Origin of the sequence: Paenibacillus sp. RC334, from assembly GCF_030034735.1 — a bacterium.
GTDB lineage: Bacteria > Bacillota > Bacilli > Paenibacillales > Paenibacillaceae > Paenibacillus > Paenibacillus terrae_A.
On sequence record NZ_CP125370.1, the window covers coordinates 5,148,194 to 5,163,489 of the forward strand.

General features: G+C 50.3%; 12 protein-coding genes. 2 read left to right on the forward strand and 10 right to left on the reverse strand.

What is annotated here, in order from left to right; all coding sequences use genetic code 11:
- Positions 1–18 precede the first annotated feature (18 nt).
- Complete coding sequence (locus QMK20_RS23640) at positions 19–1,437, forward strand: VanW family protein (protein WP_283653519.1); 1,419 nt, start codon at positions 19–21, stop codon at positions 1,435–1,437.
- A gap of 94 nt (positions 1,438–1,531) precedes the next feature.
- Here QMK20_RS23640 and QMK20_RS23645 read toward each other — a convergent pair whose 3' ends face one another.
- On the reverse strand, positions 1,532–2,701 hold the full coding sequence (locus tag QMK20_RS23645) for an S-layer homology domain-containing protein (RefSeq protein ID WP_283653520.1): 1,170 nt from the start codon (positions 2,699–2,701) through the stop codon (positions 1,532–1,534).
- Between the two features lie 233 nt (positions 2,702–2,934).
- On the opposite strand from QMK20_RS23645, the gene QMK20_RS23650 reads away from it, so the two are divergent.
- Positions 2,935–3,723 carry an alpha/beta hydrolase gene (locus tag QMK20_RS23650; RefSeq protein WP_283653521.1) on the forward strand — a complete coding sequence of 263 codons (789 nt, stop codon included), beginning with the start codon at positions 2,935–2,937 and terminating at the stop codon, positions 3,721–3,723.
- Between the two features lie 113 nt (positions 3,724–3,836).
- On the opposite strand, the gene QMK20_RS23655 is transcribed toward QMK20_RS23650, so the two are convergent.
- The 9 genes from QMK20_RS23655 to QMK20_RS23695 form a co-directional block, all read right to left on the reverse strand.
- Positions 3,837–5,468, reverse strand: a complete 1,632-nt coding sequence (locus tag QMK20_RS23655; RefSeq protein ID WP_283653522.1) for an ArnT family glycosyltransferase — start codon at positions 5,466–5,468, stop codon at positions 3,837–3,839.
- 46 nt (positions 5,469–5,514) lie between these two features.
- Complete coding sequence (locus QMK20_RS23660) at positions 5,515–5,934, reverse strand: GtrA family protein (RefSeq protein WP_044646920.1); 420 nt, start codon at positions 5,932–5,934, stop codon at positions 5,515–5,517.
- Positions 5,897–6,904, reverse strand: a complete 1,008-nt coding sequence (locus tag QMK20_RS23665; protein WP_044646921.1) for a glycosyltransferase family 2 protein — start codon at positions 6,902–6,904, stop codon at positions 5,897–5,899. The genes QMK20_RS23660 and QMK20_RS23665 overlap by 38 nt, the downstream gene beginning before the upstream one ends.
- Positions 6,905–6,927: 23 nt before the next feature.
- Positions 6,928–9,390, reverse strand: a complete 2,463-nt coding sequence (locus tag QMK20_RS23670) for a cyclic di-GMP-binding domain-containing protein, MshE-related (protein WP_283653523.1) — start codon at positions 9,388–9,390, stop codon at positions 6,928–6,930.
- Positions 9,383–9,634 (reverse strand): hypothetical protein, encoded by a 252-nt coding sequence (locus QMK20_RS23675; protein WP_283653524.1) that lies wholly within the window; start codon positions 9,632–9,634, stop codon positions 9,383–9,385. Before QMK20_RS23675 ends, QMK20_RS23670 begins: the two co-directional genes overlap by 8 nt.
- A 524-nt stretch (positions 9,635–10,158) precedes the next feature.
- Positions 10,159–11,571 carry an argininosuccinate lyase gene (argH, locus tag QMK20_RS23680; RefSeq protein WP_283653525.1) on the reverse strand — a complete coding sequence of 471 codons (1,413 nt, stop codon included), beginning with the start codon at positions 11,569–11,571 and terminating at the stop codon, positions 10,159–10,161.
- A gap of 88 nt (positions 11,572–11,659) precedes the next feature.
- Complete coding sequence (locus QMK20_RS23685) at positions 11,660–12,895, reverse strand: argininosuccinate synthase (protein WP_044646925.1); 1,236 nt, start codon at positions 12,893–12,895, stop codon at positions 11,660–11,662.
- Positions 12,896–13,009: 114 nt separating this feature from the next.
- The gene (gene argF, locus QMK20_RS23690) at positions 13,010–13,966 is read right to left on the reverse strand and encodes an ornithine carbamoyltransferase (protein ID WP_134912217.1); all 957 of its coding nucleotides are present in this window, start codon (positions 13,964–13,966) and stop codon (positions 13,010–13,012) included.
- A 43-nt stretch (positions 13,967–14,009) separates the two neighbouring features.
- A complete protein-coding gene (locus QMK20_RS23695; protein WP_283653526.1) occupies positions 14,010–15,278 on the reverse strand; it encodes an acetylornithine transaminase in 1,269 nt (422 codons plus the stop codon).
- Between the last annotated feature and the right edge of the window lie 18 nt (positions 15,279–15,296).

The window sequence follows — 15,296 nt, forward strand, 5'->3', positions numbered from 1 at the left end:
ACAGGAGACAGCCGCATTATGAAAAAAATTCATTTATCCTTCATCTGGATATGGACTGTAATTCTGGCGTTGGCCATGTTGTGGGGAGGACTGCATCTGTACGCCGACAGGCAAACGCTGCCGAAAGGCGTAACAGTCGGAGGAGTCAATGTGGGAAATATGGATAAAACAGCCGCGCTCCGACTGCTGGACACAAAGCTGAATACATTGAAGCAACGCCCCCTGATCCTGACGGACAGCGACAGTAGCGCGCAGGATATCAAGCTTACGCTCGGGGAAGCGGGTATCCACTATGAAGCGAAGGCATTCCGTGATGCCGTGAATGCGCTCGTCTCGGAGCATCTTTGGACTCGTGCGCAGACGCGGTTTTCCTTTGGAAAAGAATGGACCATCACACCTTCCCGGCAGGAGTCAGCCTTGCAGGCCAGGTTCGGAGCTAATTGGGAGGAACAGCGTTACGGCAAGCCTGTCAATGCCGTGCGCCAGATCGACGGGGACGATCAGATTCGCTATATTCCCGGCCGCTCTGCCAGGCGCCTGGATTGGCCCAAGCTGGGCGTAGCGCTGGATAAGGAGCTGCCCAAGGATTTTACCGCTTCCGGGGAGCCAGTGCGGGTAGAGCTGCCGTTTCGTCAACTAGAGCCGGACATTATGGTGGACAGTCTGCGGAGCGAAGGGATTGAGCGCAAAATTGTCCAGTTTTCCACCAGCCTCAGCAGCAGCTCGGAAGGACGTGTGTACAACGTCAATTCAGCGGCAAGCACCGTTGACGGTTTGATTCTCAAGCCGGGCGAGATATTCGATTATGGTCAGATCATTGCCAAGGCTGAGCGCACACATGGCTTTCGTGAAGCTCCCGTGATCGTAAACGGGCAGCTGGAACCGGGCATTGGCGGCGGGATTTGTCAGGTATCCAGCACCGTCTATAATGCGGCGCTGCGAGTCGGTCTGGACATTGTTGAGCGCCGCAACCATTCCTTGCCGGTCAGCTACCTACCCAAAGGTCAGGATGCAACTTTTGCTACAGGATCTATCAATTTCCGCTTCAAAAACAATACAGGCAAGCATTTGCTCCTTCGTGCCGCTGTCCAAAACCGGACGCTTACCGTCAAATTTTTCGGCACATTCCCGTCCAATGTGTCCTATGAGCTGGAATCGCGTACGGTTCGTGTATTACCCATTCCAGAGAAAACAATCCGTAATGACTCACTTTCCCCCGGCTTCTATCAGGTGCTTCGGCAGGGCAAGGCAGGATACGTGGTGGAAACGTACCGAATGAAGATCGTAGATGGCAAGACCGTGGAGCGCACCCGAATCAGCCGTGATACCTACCGTGCGCAGCAGCGTATTGTGGCTGTTCACAGCGGAAGCACATCGCCTGAGCCGCAAACACGCGAACAGCAGGAGCCTATTGTAGAAGACGGCATAAGTGAATAAAGCATGCATACAATCATAACAAAAAATCCCCTTCGACTACCGCCTGAATTGGTACCAGCGGAGTTAAAGGGGGATTTCAAGTGACGGGATGGTTTTACTCGCTGCGTTTGCCTGAAACAGAAATTTCTACAGGCGCACTTTCGCTTCCGTCTTCATCCACTGCTTTGACAACCAGCCTAACAGTGGCTTTTTGAGTAAGCACGCTAATGCTAAACGTACCATCGTCCTTGGCTACTTCACTACCGATTGGCAGATCGTTGGAATAGACGGTTACTGTGGAACCTGCTTTAGCTGTCCCCGTAATCGTACCTTCGCCGTCATGCACTTCGTTTACTTTAAGTGTATCACTGGAAGCTACCGCATCAGTGTTTGAATCTGTAGTTGTATCAGTGCTTGTGTCTGTCGCTGTGGAGCTGTCCGTAGTCGTATCCGTGCTGTTGTTCGTTGTGCTGTCTGTATTCGTTGTCGTGCTGTCTGTGCTGGTGCTGCTATCTTCTGTTTCGCTTCCAGGAGCAGTAGACGTGTTACCATACGTCGAATCCGTAACGTTACCGTATGTGGAATCTGTTACCGTTCCACCAGGAGTCGATGTGAGATTATCAACCGCGCTCAGGTTGTAACCGGAAGCTGCATCCAGAATAGCAACTGCTTCTGCACGTGTCAGCGACTTCAATGGCTGGAATTTACCATCAGGATAACCGTTGATGATTTTTTGCTCCGCAGCAGCGGCTACACTTTTTTTCGCCCATGATCCGATTTTTTCGGAGTCTATGAACTTGGTAACATCTGCCGCGTTACCTGCTGTCAGTCCAATGGCTTTGCCCACAATAGCGGCAGCTTCCTGACGCGTTACTTTTCCATTCGGTTTGAGCTTGTTATCTGCATAGCCGCTTATGTAACCTGCATTCACGGCATTTGTCAGTTCATTGAATGCCCAGTGCGAAGCTGGTACATCTGTGAACGTTCTGTTTCCATTACCGTTTACCTGAACACTGTCCGCATACGTTACGTCCGTCACGGCTGGAGTATCCTGCGTGAACGTACCGAGACTACGGTTCAAGAGAACGATAAATTCTGCACGTGTGATGGCCGCATCCGTTTTCACCGCACCGTCTAATTTTCCTGTAGCCGACCAACGTTGTACCTGGTCTCCTGCCCAATGACCGCTTGTATTCTGAGGAGCGGCTGCTGCTGCGCTGAATGCGCTAAGAATAAGACCTGTACTCAATACACTAGTAACTGTGTTTCTGAACTTATTTCCCATACTCTGAATTCCTCCTTATGATTGGCTTCACCATTCTTTTTTTAAACACTTTACCAGAAATCAAACCCAAAAAACCCCCAAATTAAAAAAATCGTCCCATATAACCATAACCCGTCCTTATGTAGCATAAATGGGACTCAGGACTTAATACCTAGTTATTCACTGGGATATGTATATTTGGACAGACTACGTTATACTGAAATCACAAAATCCCTAGTAAAAGAGGTTTTCCTATGGCTCTTATTCAATGTCAGTTTTATTCAGAAGTCCTTGGCTTGAGCACATCCATGCATGTTATTCTCCCTCAGGAAACCCGTTCGCAGATAGGACTCGAAGGCAAGCAAGGAACCGGACCACACCCAACACTGTATTTGCTGCACGGCCTGTCGGACGATGATTCGATCTGGTTACGCAGAACCTCCATTGAACGCTACGTTGCTTCACTGGGGATTGCTGTTGTAATGCCGCAGATTCACCGGAGTTTTTATACCGATATGGAGCAGGGAGGGGCTTACGGGACCTTTATCAGTGAAGAATTGCCGACTTTGGCACGTTCTTTCTTTCCCTTGTCCGCCAAGCGGGAAGACAATTTTGTGGCGGGTCTTTCCATGGGCGGGTATGGTGCCTTCAAACTGGCACTCCAGCATCCAGAGCGCTTTGCGGCCGCTGCCAGTCTCTCGGGGGTATTGGATTTACACGCGGCACGCATCGACCCTATACATAAAGCGATGAGTTCGGCGGAATGGAGTCACATTTTTGGTCCAGATGAAATACGCGGAACAGATCACGACTTGCTGGAGTTGCTACAACGTCATGCTACCTTGGGAACTTCACTCCCCCTGCTCTACCAATGCTGTGGTACGGAGGATTTTCTGTATGAGGGAAACCAGACCTTTCGTAAAGCGTGCGATACTGCCGGGATTCCACTGACCTACGAAGAGGGTCCAGGGACTCATGAATGGGGATACTGGGACGCGAAAATACAGGATGTACTCGCCTGGTTGCCGCTCAAGGGGCGATAAATAAGTGTAAAAAATACCCGCAGCTTCCCTCGCCGTATCATGGCGAAGTGGTAAAGCTGCGGGTATTCATTATGAAGCTATATGCCAATCAACATTCAGGGTCTTTCCACACATCAAGGAGCTGTCGTCGCAGCCGTAGATGGAGAATCGGATTGTGACTTGGGTAGCACTTTGTACAAGCGCCATTCCCCGTTAAACTCGCGTTCGAGCTGAACCCAGGGTGCTCCTTTTTCATACAAATTCGGATACACCATGTTGATTTTACTCAGTGGCATGCCCGACTTGATCTGAGGTACAAGGATATAATCCACATGACTTTCCTGCGGATAGCTTAATGCCCTATTAAACGTATAATCACTTGTGATCAGGAAGCGCTTCGGATACTGGCTATATACAATCATGGTGTAGGCTGAGGCCGAATCGGTCATAATGGTTGACTTTGGCAAATGCTCATCCAGCCAGACTGCAATTTTCCGGTCCGATTCCTGTCTTACATAGTTCACATTCCCTGTTCGTGTGAGGAAGCTGTTCTCATCCGGCGCGATATCCGGGCGAGTCAGTGCATAGGAGAGTAATCCGGCTGTAAGCACCAGACTGACGGACACCAGACCAAAGGCCGCCCGCCGCGCTCTATCCTGGAGCTGACTCAGCTCATACGGCAGCCAGGCAACGGTAATCGGAAACACGTACATAAAATAGCGGAACCATCCATATGAGGATTGCTTCATCATGAGTAAAAATTGTAAACCCGGCACAGACAGGAACAACAGTAAAATAACCAGCGTTCCCCACCGCAACAACCGCCCGCTTAACAGTCGAATGAACAGAATAGCGAACAACGGCACGGAATACCAGAGGGTTTTAGAAGCGATAAATTTCAAGGCAACCAACGGATGATTAAAGATTTCCACGAATTTATCATCATTTAGCAATTCTGCCGATTGCGCCGTGTTGGAATACTCCGAATTAAGGAAATAGAAGGCATTTCCCATAATGAGATAGTTAAAGAAAATCCACAACAGACCGGAAAAAACAACAGGCAGCAGGAGAAGCAGCCAGGTCGCCTCGACCTTATGTAGCTTTTCCCGAAAAGGCAGCTCACGTCTGCCCATGTTCCGGTGAAGAAACAGAATGGCCACGACCACGCCGCCCGCCATCGCCACCCCGAGGGGGACTGCCTCATATCGAGTCCAGAACGCCATGGCAAGCGCTAATCCGGATACGATCAGACTCGCCGTCATGCGGTCCTTGAGCCACAGCGCAAATTCAATCACCGTCATCATAATAAAATATATGTATAGCGAATCGCTCAGCCCGTTGGCACCGAACAATAAAATAAACGGATTCAGCGCATAGAACAGCGCCAGCATCAAGCTCATTCCCGAGCTAAGCCCTGTTCTGACACCCGCCCGATACAGCAGCACAGCTGTCAAAGCGGCAAAGGTAGCACTCAGGATGACAGCCGCCAATCCGTAGGATGCTAATGCCGGAAATAATGGGTACAGCAGTAATATCACCATTTCCAAAAGACTGGGCAACGGATTCCAGATGAATCCGATGGCACCCAAATGCGGATCACGGCTATATAGCACATAAAATGCATTGGCTACGCGACTGAGCGCGTCCGTATGCATGTATCCCAGAACATAACTGAAATAAATGCCTGCGAACAGCTCCAGCGCAAGTATAAACACAAACAGACCTATAACCATCCATCTGTTTGCTGACCATTTGCGAAAGGACATTCCTCTCGTTCCCCCTCAAACTTGTTACGGTGTTTTTTTCTCAAAATTATGAAGTCTCTTTCTGACGCTGTTGTGGAACGGAGAAAATCCAATAGCGATTCCAGATATAATTGTGAACGGGCACGATGATGGTGGTCAGTACCTCACCGATCAGATACGACCAGCCGATCCAGTGAATGGTTGCGTACATCAGACCTGCATTCAAGAGCAGGCCACAGGAGCAGACCAACAAATATTTAAGAAACTGGGTGCGACTCCCCTCCCCGGTAGGCTCGAATGTCCAGTTCCGGTTCAGCACATACGATACAAGCAGCGTGACTACGAATCCGATCGTAGTAGCCGTTACCGCAGGCACCCTGAACAGTTCCACCAGCAGTACAAGTACACCGACATGGATACCTGTACCCAGCAGCCCCACAATGCCATATTTAATGATTGGATACTTTAGATATGAACGTCTGATCATGTTGATTAAACTCCCTGTCCACCCACAATCGGTCAGCGTTCGCTCGTTTGTCTGCAATCAGATAACGAGGTCTGGCTTTGACTTCGTGATATATGGCGGCGATATATTCTCCTACCACTCCGATGGACAGCATCAATACACTGCCGATAATCAAGAGCAGCAAAATAACAGTTGTAAAACCGGTCACAGCGGTACCCGTTAATTTGTGCGCCAAGGTTTGAATTCCCAATATAACTGAAATCAGCATAAAAATGAGTCCCATTAAACTTACTACCCGCAACGGCACGGTTGAAAACGAAACTATTGCTTCCGCTGCCAGCCGAACCAGTCCCAACGGACTCCAGCGACTGGGGCCCTCCTCCCGAGGAGCCACCCGGAACGAAATCTGGGTTTTGCGGAAACCAAGCCAGGCCGTCATCCCGCGAAAAAATGGAATCCGTTCAGGCATCGCCATCCAGGCATCCACCACCCGGCGATCCAGCAGCTTATAATCCGAGGCATCTTTGAGGTTAAAGCCCGTCAAACGGTTCAAGGTCGCGTAGAACAATGAAGCCCCAAACTTTTTGCCTACCGACTCTTCTCCACGGAATTCCTTCACACATTCGACCAGATCGTAACCCTCATCCTGCCATAAACGCACCATTTCCCCAATCATCTCAGGAGGATGCTGCAAATCTCCGTCCATGACGATGATGGCATCGCCGGAGGCGTTTTCCAGACCTGCGCACAGCGCTAGCTCCTTGCCGAAGTTCCGGCTGAGCCGAAGTGCGAGCAGAGAAGGCATACGACGGGACAATTCGGACAGCTTGAGCCACGTATCGTCTCTGGAACCGTCATCTATGACAATCAGCTCATAGCGTGAAGTGACCACAGACAGCACCCCATCAATCACCTTGAGTGAACGCTCCAGATGTGAGCTTTCATTATACATGGGAATGACAACAGATAAAAAAGGTGTTTTTGTCTCCATTCTTGCTCCTTCTTTCTTCATATTCAGGAGGACTGTGCCGGGGCTTCATCCAGGTCATGCATATCGGTCAGACCATGCGTCGTCTTCTCCCAATAGAACGGCTTGGTAATGAGCTGCCAGGCTGCCTTCACCGCAGCAATACTCATAAGTACCCAATACAGCGGAGAGAGAAGCCCATATTTGACCATGGAATATGAAAATGTACGTTCACCGCGCTCTTCCAGTTCCCCGATGACCCAATACATTCCGGCCACGTTACTGAATACGAACAAAAAGTTACCGATATAAAATTCCGCGCTGGCCAGGTAATACACATATCCCGGGAACAGCTTGGGAATAAAGGCCATTTCCCAACCAAACCATAAAATCAGCAATCCCCAAAAAATTGGATTCAACAAAGGCAGCATCGGTGTCGCCAAAATCATTACCTGAAAGCCGAAAAAGCCTTTCCAGCCCACCTCACGCACCAACTTCACCGGATTGCGCATATGAACCAGCCATGTCTGCATATATCCCTTGATCCAGCGTGACCGCTGACGAATCCAGTTCCCTACGCGACTGTTCGCTTCCTCCCATGTACGGGAATCGACAATGGCGGTTTTGTAACCGCCTTTATACAGACGTATACCCAGATCGGCATCCTCGGTTACATTGTAGGGGTCCCACGCATTGATATCTTTGAGCACGGATACCCGAAAATGATTGGATGTTCCGCCCAAAGGAATAGGCGTATCTAACTGCATAATACCCGGCAGCAGCAGTTCGAACCACATACTGTATTCCTGCGTGAACCAGCGGGTCAGCAAATTTTGCGTACTGTTAAAATAGTTGAGCTTCGCTTGAATACACGCATAATGCTCAGGGAGCGAGTCGAACGCCGCAATGACCTTTTTTAGCTGGTCGGAGTCGGGACGATCCTCGGCATCATAAATAACCACAAATTCGCCGCGCGCCCGAATAAGTCCGTAGTTACACGCCTTCGGCTTGGTTTTGGGCAAGCCGTCAGGGACGACCAGTGTCGTATAATAGGCGGGCAGCTTCATTTCACGAAGCAGCTCAATGGTCTCAATATCGTCCTCTTCAATCAGCAGCCGCACATCCAGCTTGGATTTTGGATAATCAAGCTGCTCCAAATTCCGCAGCAGCATCGGAAGCACGCCCGCCTCCTTGTACATCGGTACGAGAATCGTATAGATCGGCAGCTTTTTCTCATCCATGGCGTCGACCTCTTCCTTCGTGAAGCGAAGCTGCGCCCCACGCCGGGAACCGAGATAAATAATACCAAATTTAAATAGCGTCATGGCAAAATAAAACAGCTGAATCAGCATATTGATGATCAGCACAGTATTCCAGCTGTTCCAGAAAAGACCGAGCAGCGTAATCACGCCCATCGCCGCGAACACCCACAGTTGTCCCTTCGTAAAGGTCGTGCGCGCCGAATTATGCGGCTCTTTTTCCAACAATCCGGTCGTGCTCTCCTGCATCATTTCTTCACCGTAGATCTTACCCCAGAGCTGCTCCATCTCTTCCTTGGTCGCCAGCACCTGCTCCACCGGCATGCCGAGAATGTCCTCCAGCTTCAAGCGCCGCTCTTCCAGCAACGGATCACTGACCGCCACAATATAGCGGTTCATATATTCATGAATGACGACCACGCCGTAAGCCATGGCCACCTGCTCGGGTAACTTATAGGCTGCATCCAGTGCCAGCTCTTCACCAATACGGCCGATCCGGTTCTGTGTAGCAATCGCGCGGTACAAATCCGCAGGCTCCAGCATTTGCAATGACAGCAAAATATCGCCGAGCAGCCCGCCGCTCTTCGCTTGGAACTCCAGTGCGCGCTCTAGCTGCTCTGGTGAAATATAGCCGTAACGTACCAGCATGTCGCCCAGTCGCTCTTTGGATTTATCACTATCCACCTGCTCCTGCAACTGCTCTGCGGTAATGAAGCCCATTTCTACCAAAATGTCGCCCAGCCTGCCACCGTAACGTTTTTGGTTTCGGATGGCGTCGGTAAGCTGGTCGCGGGTAATTATGCCGTTGTCCACCAATTGGTCTCCAAGGCGGGCCTTGCCGTTCCGTCCGTTCTGCATTCCCGTGGCGGCCTCTCCGCCTGCGGAACCAGGAGCGCTGAAGACTACTCCCAAGGCGGCTCCTGCCGCAGCCTGTTCCTGTTGGCCGCTAAGATATTGGACATGCGCCTCCTGCGCTTGTCCATCCTGCACACTTTCATCCAGCAATTGCTCCACCGCTGCTGCCGTATCCGCCGCGCTCTGTAATGCCTGGATTCGCAGTTCCGTATCCTGAAGCCGCCGTTCCAGCTCCTCAATATGAAAATCCAGCTTGTATAACACCGGGGCCTGCTCCGTCCGCTGGGCCTCCAGTTGCTGCTCCAGTCGAGCGATCTGCTGACGCTCTTCTTTTATTCTTCTCTTCGTTTGGGGAATTGAAACTCCCCCAATCTGCCACCTCAGCCTGTCACCCATGGATTCCCGCCCTTTCAATCCAACGCCGCTCTTCTGCGAGCGCATCCGCAAGCAGCTGCTTCAACTCTGCATCCCGTTGCTTCTTCCGTTCCAGCGCCGCGTGGAAAAGCTCCCGTTCCTCGCGCAGCAACTTCTCGTCCTTCATCCGCTCTTCGTGCAACGAAGACACCAGCTGATCGGCGTCAGAAGCGTGATAACCGATCCATGCGCTCTTTAACTGCCGCGCCGTTCTTTTGCTTCTCATAATACCTCCCTGAACCGTCCGGACTCTGCCTCTTGATCTGTCCCTGCATCTATGGTCTTACGTCTTCCTGAAAGCAGGACATTCTCTTATTCTCATTTAAACCCTTCGTTTACACATTGATGCAAGTCTTCTGGTCAAGAGAGACCTGTAAAAACCTTACATTTATTCATTCGATACCAGTTCTGTCCTGATGAATTGGTAATGCAATTAAAAACTTAGTGCTATTCTACCATACTCGTAGTAGGAGTAGGTATACAATAATGTAAATTCTAGAAACTTTCACACTAATGCATACATAGGTATATAGAACTATTTAATGATTCCCGTGATTGCACCTGTCCAGGAAATCTTACGCAATCTATCAATGTTCAGATCACCATTAAAGCCAATCCCCCTCCTAATACTTTAAAAAGCACAAAAAGCACCGCGAACGGTGCCCTTGCTATCTTGATATCCTGCTTATGTGCTAAACTATTAAATTCTACACAGCGTCCCGCTGCTGTGCAAGAATTCTTTTAGCCTCATTAGTTACTCCGTTTGTGCCCTTCAAACCATGTAGACGTGCTGCTCAGAAGCTGTTCACTGCGTCCGATGGCTGCCTGTACCTGTCCGGTTGCAGTTCCACCGTATACATTCCGGGCATTAACCACCGCTTCCGGTTGAAGCACCTCATAGATGCGGTCGTCGAACAAGTCGGAAAACTGCTGGAATTCCTCCAGTGTCAGATCAAGCAAATACTTGCCATGCTGGATGCAATACAGTACCGTTTTGCCGATGACCTCATGCGCCTGACGGAAAGGAAGTCCCTTGCCGACGAGGAAATCTGCAATATCTGTCGCATTGGAGAAGTCCTGATTGACCGCTTGACGCATGCGATCCTTGTTCACCTTCATCGTTGCGATCATTGGCGCGAACAACTGCAAAGCCCCTTCCAGCGTAGCAACAGTATCGAACATGCCTTCCTTGTCCTCCTGCATATCCTTGTTGTACGCCAGCGGCAAGGATTTCAATACGGTCAGCAGTCCAACGAGATTGCCATAGACGCGTCCAGTTTTACCGCGTACCAGCTCCGGTACGTCCGGGTTTTTCTTCTGCGGCATAATGCTGCTGCCTGTGCAAAAAGCATCATCCAGCTCCACGAAGCCAAACTCCGTGCTGCTCCACAGCACCAGCTCTTCGCTTAGACGCGACAAATGCGCCATGATCAGCGAAGCTCCAGCCAGAAACTCTACGATAAAGTCCCGGTCGCTAACGGCGTCCAGACTATTTTCATACACGCCATCAAAACCCAGTTGCTCGGCTACAAAATGACGGTCTATCGGAAAGGTCGGTCCAGCTAAAGCACCCGCACCGAGCGGTAATACATTAATGCGCTTGTAGCTGTCTTTGAGTCGGTCAATATCGCGCTCCAGCATAGATACATATGCGAGCAAATGATGCGCGAACAAAATAGGCTGCGCCCGCTGCAAATGCGTATATCCGGGTACAATCGTATCCAGATTATCCTTCGCCTGCCCAATCAGTGCGGCTTGTACATCATGCAGCATACCGACCAGCGCCACCACACGTCCGCGCAAATACAAGTGCATATCCGTTGCCACCTGATCATTACGGCTGCGCCCGGTGTGCAGCTTCCCGCCAACCGGACCAATCGCTTCGATCAGATTTTTTTCGATATTCATATGAATATCCTCGTCCGAAACCGAAAATTCAATCTCCCCACGGCGGATACGCTCCAATACCGTGTGTAGTCCTTCCCTGATCGTATCCGCATCGGCCTGCGGAATAATCCCGCATTTGCCCAGCATGGCTACATGAGCCAAACTGCCCTGAATATCTTCTTCCGCCAACGCCTGATCAAACCCGATGGAAGCCGTGTATTCCTCTACCAGCTTGTTGGTCTGCTTCGTAAAACGTCCGCCCCATAGCTTACTCATTTTTGCAAGATCCCCTCTCTGCAATACAAGCCGCCCTCGTCACTTGGACAAGGACGGCCCGCATCCCGTACATTTTTAGGTAATTCATTTATTTATTATTTTTGGCTACCCCTGCATTGACCTTCAAGCGCAGGGCATTCAAGCGGATAAAACCTGTTGCATCCCCTTGATCGTAAGCTTGTGTCGGATCAGCTTCCATCGTCGCAATATCCGGGTTGTACAAGCTGACCGGACTTTTGACACCTGCGCCAATAATATTGCCTTTGTACAGCTTCACGCGCACGGTACCACTGACATTCTTTTGGCTCTCATGAACCAGTGCCTGCAAAGCCACACGCTCCGGCGCGAACCAGAAACCGTTGTAGACCAGCGTAGCATATCGGGTAATCAGACTGTCGCGCAGATTCATAACCTCGCGATCCATCGTGATGGACTCCATTTTGCGATGAGCTGTGAACAGGATCGTACCGCCCGGCGTCTCGTACACTCCGCGGCTCTTCATACCGACAAAACGGTTTTCCACCATGTCCACACGTCCGATGCCATGCTTGCCGCCCAACTCATTCAGCTTTTCCATAACCTGCAACGGGTTTAGCTGCTCTCCGTTCAAAGCGACACAGTTTCCTGCTTCAAACTCCAGCTCCAAATATTCCGCTTCATCAGGAGCATCCTCAGGTGCATTGCTGAGCAAGAACATTTCTTTATTTTCAGGAGCGCTCGGATCAAACCAAGGGTCCTCCAGCACGCCGCTTTCATAACTAATATGCAGCAGATTACGGTCCATGGAGTACGGCTTGGCCGCAGAAGCGGTTACCGGAATATCGTGTTTCTCCGCATAGGCAATCATTTCTGCCCGGCCCGGGAACTGATTGCGGAACTCTTCCAGCCGCCAAGGTGCGATCACCTTGATATCGGGCGTCAACGCCGCCGCGTTCAGCTCGAAGCGCACCTGATCGTTGCCTTTGCCTGTCGCGCCGTGAGCGATAGCTGTTGCACCCTCTGCAATCGCAATATCCACCATCCGTTTAGCGATCAATGGACGTGCAATACTCGTTCCGAGCAAATATTGTCCTTCATACAAAGCACCCGCCTGAAACATCGGATAAATAAAATCCTTGGCGAATTCATCACGCAGATCATCAATATACACTTTGGAGGCTCCCGTAGCGAGCGCTTTTTCCTCCAAACCATCCAGCTCTTCCTTCTGTCCGATATCTGCGGTAAACGCTATAATTTCAGCGTCGTAGGTTTCTTTAAGCCATTTCAAAATGACCGACGTATCCAGACCGCCGGAATATGCGAGTACGATTTTTTCTTTTGCCATGATTGAAAGTCCTCCCCGAATGCTTCTAGCCACTATCTTTCATTCACATCTGCATCTAAATCTACAGATCATCTTCCACAAATGCAATCTTTCTAACCATAAAACATAACTTCTTTATCCCATCAAAGCAACCATCAATGCTTTTTGTGCATGCAGACGGTTCTCAGCCTCATCAAAAATCACTGAATTCGGTCCGTCGATTACACCTGCGCTCACTTCTTCGCCACGATGCGCAGGTAGACAGTGCAGGAACAGATAATCCGGCTTCGCCAGCTTAACCAGCTCCTCATTCACCTGGAAGTCGGCAAAAGCAAGCTCCCGTTCCTTCTGCTCTTCCTCAAAGCCCATGCTCGCCCATACATCCGTGTAGATTGCATCTGCATCCTTTACTGCTTCTTGCGGACTTTGGGTAATCACAATCTCACTGCCGGTTTGCTTGGCAATCTCACGGGAAGCTGCCACAACACTCGGATCAGGCTCATATCCAGCAGGACTTGCAATCGATACATGCACGCCAAGCTTCGCTCCACCAATCAACAGGGAATGCGCCATATTGTTGCCGTCCCCGATGTAGGCCAATTTAAGTCCTTTAAGCTTGCCCTTTTGCTCATACAAGGTCTGATAATCAGCCAGCACCTGACACGGATGCGCCAAATCGCTCAAGCCGTTGATCACAGGAACAGATGCATAACGCGCCAACTCTACAACATTATCGTGTCCGAAAGTGCGGATCATAATGCCATCCAGATAACGAGACATCACCTGTGCCATATCGCTAATAGGCTCACCGCGTCCTAGTTGAATGTCGTTTTTACTGAGAAAAAGGGCATGACCGCCCAATTGAAACATGCCGACTTCAAAAGACACCCGCGTACGTGTAGAGGATTTTTCAAAAATCAGTCCGATCGTTTTCCCCTTCAGCGGCTGATAGGTTTCTCCATTTTTATGCTTGCGCTTGATTTCGATGGCGAGATCAATTAAATATTGAATTTCTTCGGTCGAGTAGTCGTCCAACTCAAGGAAGTCCCGCCCCTTCAAGTTAATTTGCTGCAATGCCCCGCCCTGGCTCATGCTATCGTCTCCTTTTACACTCTAATCTAGGCAGTTTAACCACCTAAGCAATATGCTCCTGAATCAACTCAGTAATAAGTTCTACAGCCTGATCTATCTCGTCCTTCGTTACATACAGGTTAGGCAACAGGCGAACCACGTTCGGTCCTGCGGTAATGAACAGAATGCCCTTCTTTTGTCCTGCCAAAACAAGTTCCGCCACAGGCTCAGCACACTCGATGCCGACCATCAGGCCTTTTCCACGGATATCCTTCACAAAAGGAATCTCTCCAAGCTGCTTTTGCAGACTTTGGAACAAATACTCGCCCAGCTCAGCCGCACGCTCTGGAAGTTTTTCGTCAATAATCGTTTCAATGGTCGCCTGAACCGCTGCCATAGCAAGCGGAGTACCGCCAAAGGTGGAGCCGTGACTGCCCGCCGTGAACGCTTCGCGCAAATATCCTTTGCCCAGCATCGCACCAACGGAAAAACCACTGCCCAACCCCTTCGCCAACGTAAAGATATCCGGCTCTATGCCGTAGTGCTCAAAGGAAAACAACTTGCCTGTACGTCCCATGCCCGTCTGTACCTCATCAATGATCAAAAGCAATCCATGCTCGTTGCAAAGCTTTGTAATCACGTCTACAAAAGCAGGTTCGACCGGATACATTCCGCCTTCTGCCTGCACCATTTCCAGCATGATTGCGGCCGTATTCTCGCTGATTGCCTCTTCGAGCGCAGCCTGATCGTGGAGCGGAACGCTTTTGAACCCGGCTGGAAGCGGTAAAAAGCCTTCTTTTACTTTATCCTGACCCGTAGCGGTCAAGGTTGCCAGCGTCCGTCCGTGGAAGGATTGCGTGAACGTAATGATCTCGTAGCGTCCAGTCTGCTTCACCTTCTGGTGATAACGACGCGCCAGCTTGATCGCAGCTTCATTCGCTTCTGCGCCGCTGTTGCAGAAGAACACAGCATCTGCGCTGCTATTGGCAGTCAGTAGAGCGGCGGCCCGTTCCTGCCCCGGAATATGAAACAGATTGGATACATGCCATAGTTCATCAATCTGCTTTTTCAAGCGTTCAGCTACAGCCTGTGGCGCATGTCCAAGATTGGTAACAGCAATGCCTGACATGAAATCCAGATAACGCTTGCCCTGATCATCCCACAGCCAGCTTCCTTGTCCTTTGACCAGTGTGAGCGGGTATCTTGCGTAGGTTGGAAAAAGAGAGCTGTTTGTCTGCACAGCTGCGGATGCCTTTTCCGTTTCTGCTCCGGCAACGGTTCCGTTCGTACCTGGCGTTTCGACGCTCACCAGCGTATTTGCTTCCTTACTCATTATGTTCACGCTCCCTTT

Bases quoted from the DNA above. Each gene is read 5' to 3' on its own strand.
- QMK20_RS23685 (WP_044646925.1), bottom strand. From the start codon at position 12,895: ATGGCAAAAGAAAAAATCGTACTCGCATATTCCGGCGGTCTGGATACG.
- argF (WP_134912217.1), bottom strand. From the start codon at position 13,966: ATGAGCCAGGGCGGGGCATTGCAGCAAATTAACTTGAAGGGGCGGGAC.
- argH (WP_283653525.1), bottom strand. From the start codon at position 11,571: ATGAGTAAGCTATGGGGCGGACGTTTTACGAAGCAGACCAACAAGCTG.
- QMK20_RS23650 (WP_283653521.1), top strand. From the start codon at position 2,935: ATGGCTCTTATTCAATGTCAGTTTTATTCAGAAGTCCTTGGCTTGAGC.
- QMK20_RS23675 (WP_283653524.1), bottom strand. From the start codon at position 9,634: ATGAGAAGCAAAAGAACGGCGCGGCAGTTAAAGAGCGCATGGATCGGT.
- QMK20_RS23645 (WP_283653520.1), bottom strand. From the start codon at position 2,701: ATGGGAAATAAGTTCAGAAACACAGTTACTAGTGTATTGAGTACAGGT.
- QMK20_RS23670 (WP_283653523.1), bottom strand. From the start codon at position 9,390: ATGGGTGACAGGCTGAGGTGGCAGATTGGGGGAGTTTCAATTCCCCAA.
- QMK20_RS23695 (WP_283653526.1), bottom strand. From the start codon at position 15,278: ATGAGTAAGGAAGCAAATACGCTGGTGAGCGTCGAAACGCCAGGTACG.
- QMK20_RS23655 (WP_283653522.1), bottom strand. From the start codon at position 5,468: ATGTCCTTTCGCAAATGGTCAGCAAACAGATGGATGGTTATAGGTCTG.
- QMK20_RS23665 (WP_044646921.1), bottom strand. From the start codon at position 6,904: ATGGAGACAAAAACACCTTTTTTATCTGTTGTCATTCCCATGTATAAT.
- QMK20_RS23660 (WP_044646920.1), bottom strand. From the start codon at position 5,934: ATGATCAGACGTTCATATCTAAAGTATCCAATCATTAAATATGGCATT.
- QMK20_RS23640 (WP_283653519.1), top strand. From the start codon at position 19: ATGAAAAAAATTCATTTATCCTTCATCTGGATATGGACTGTAATTCTG.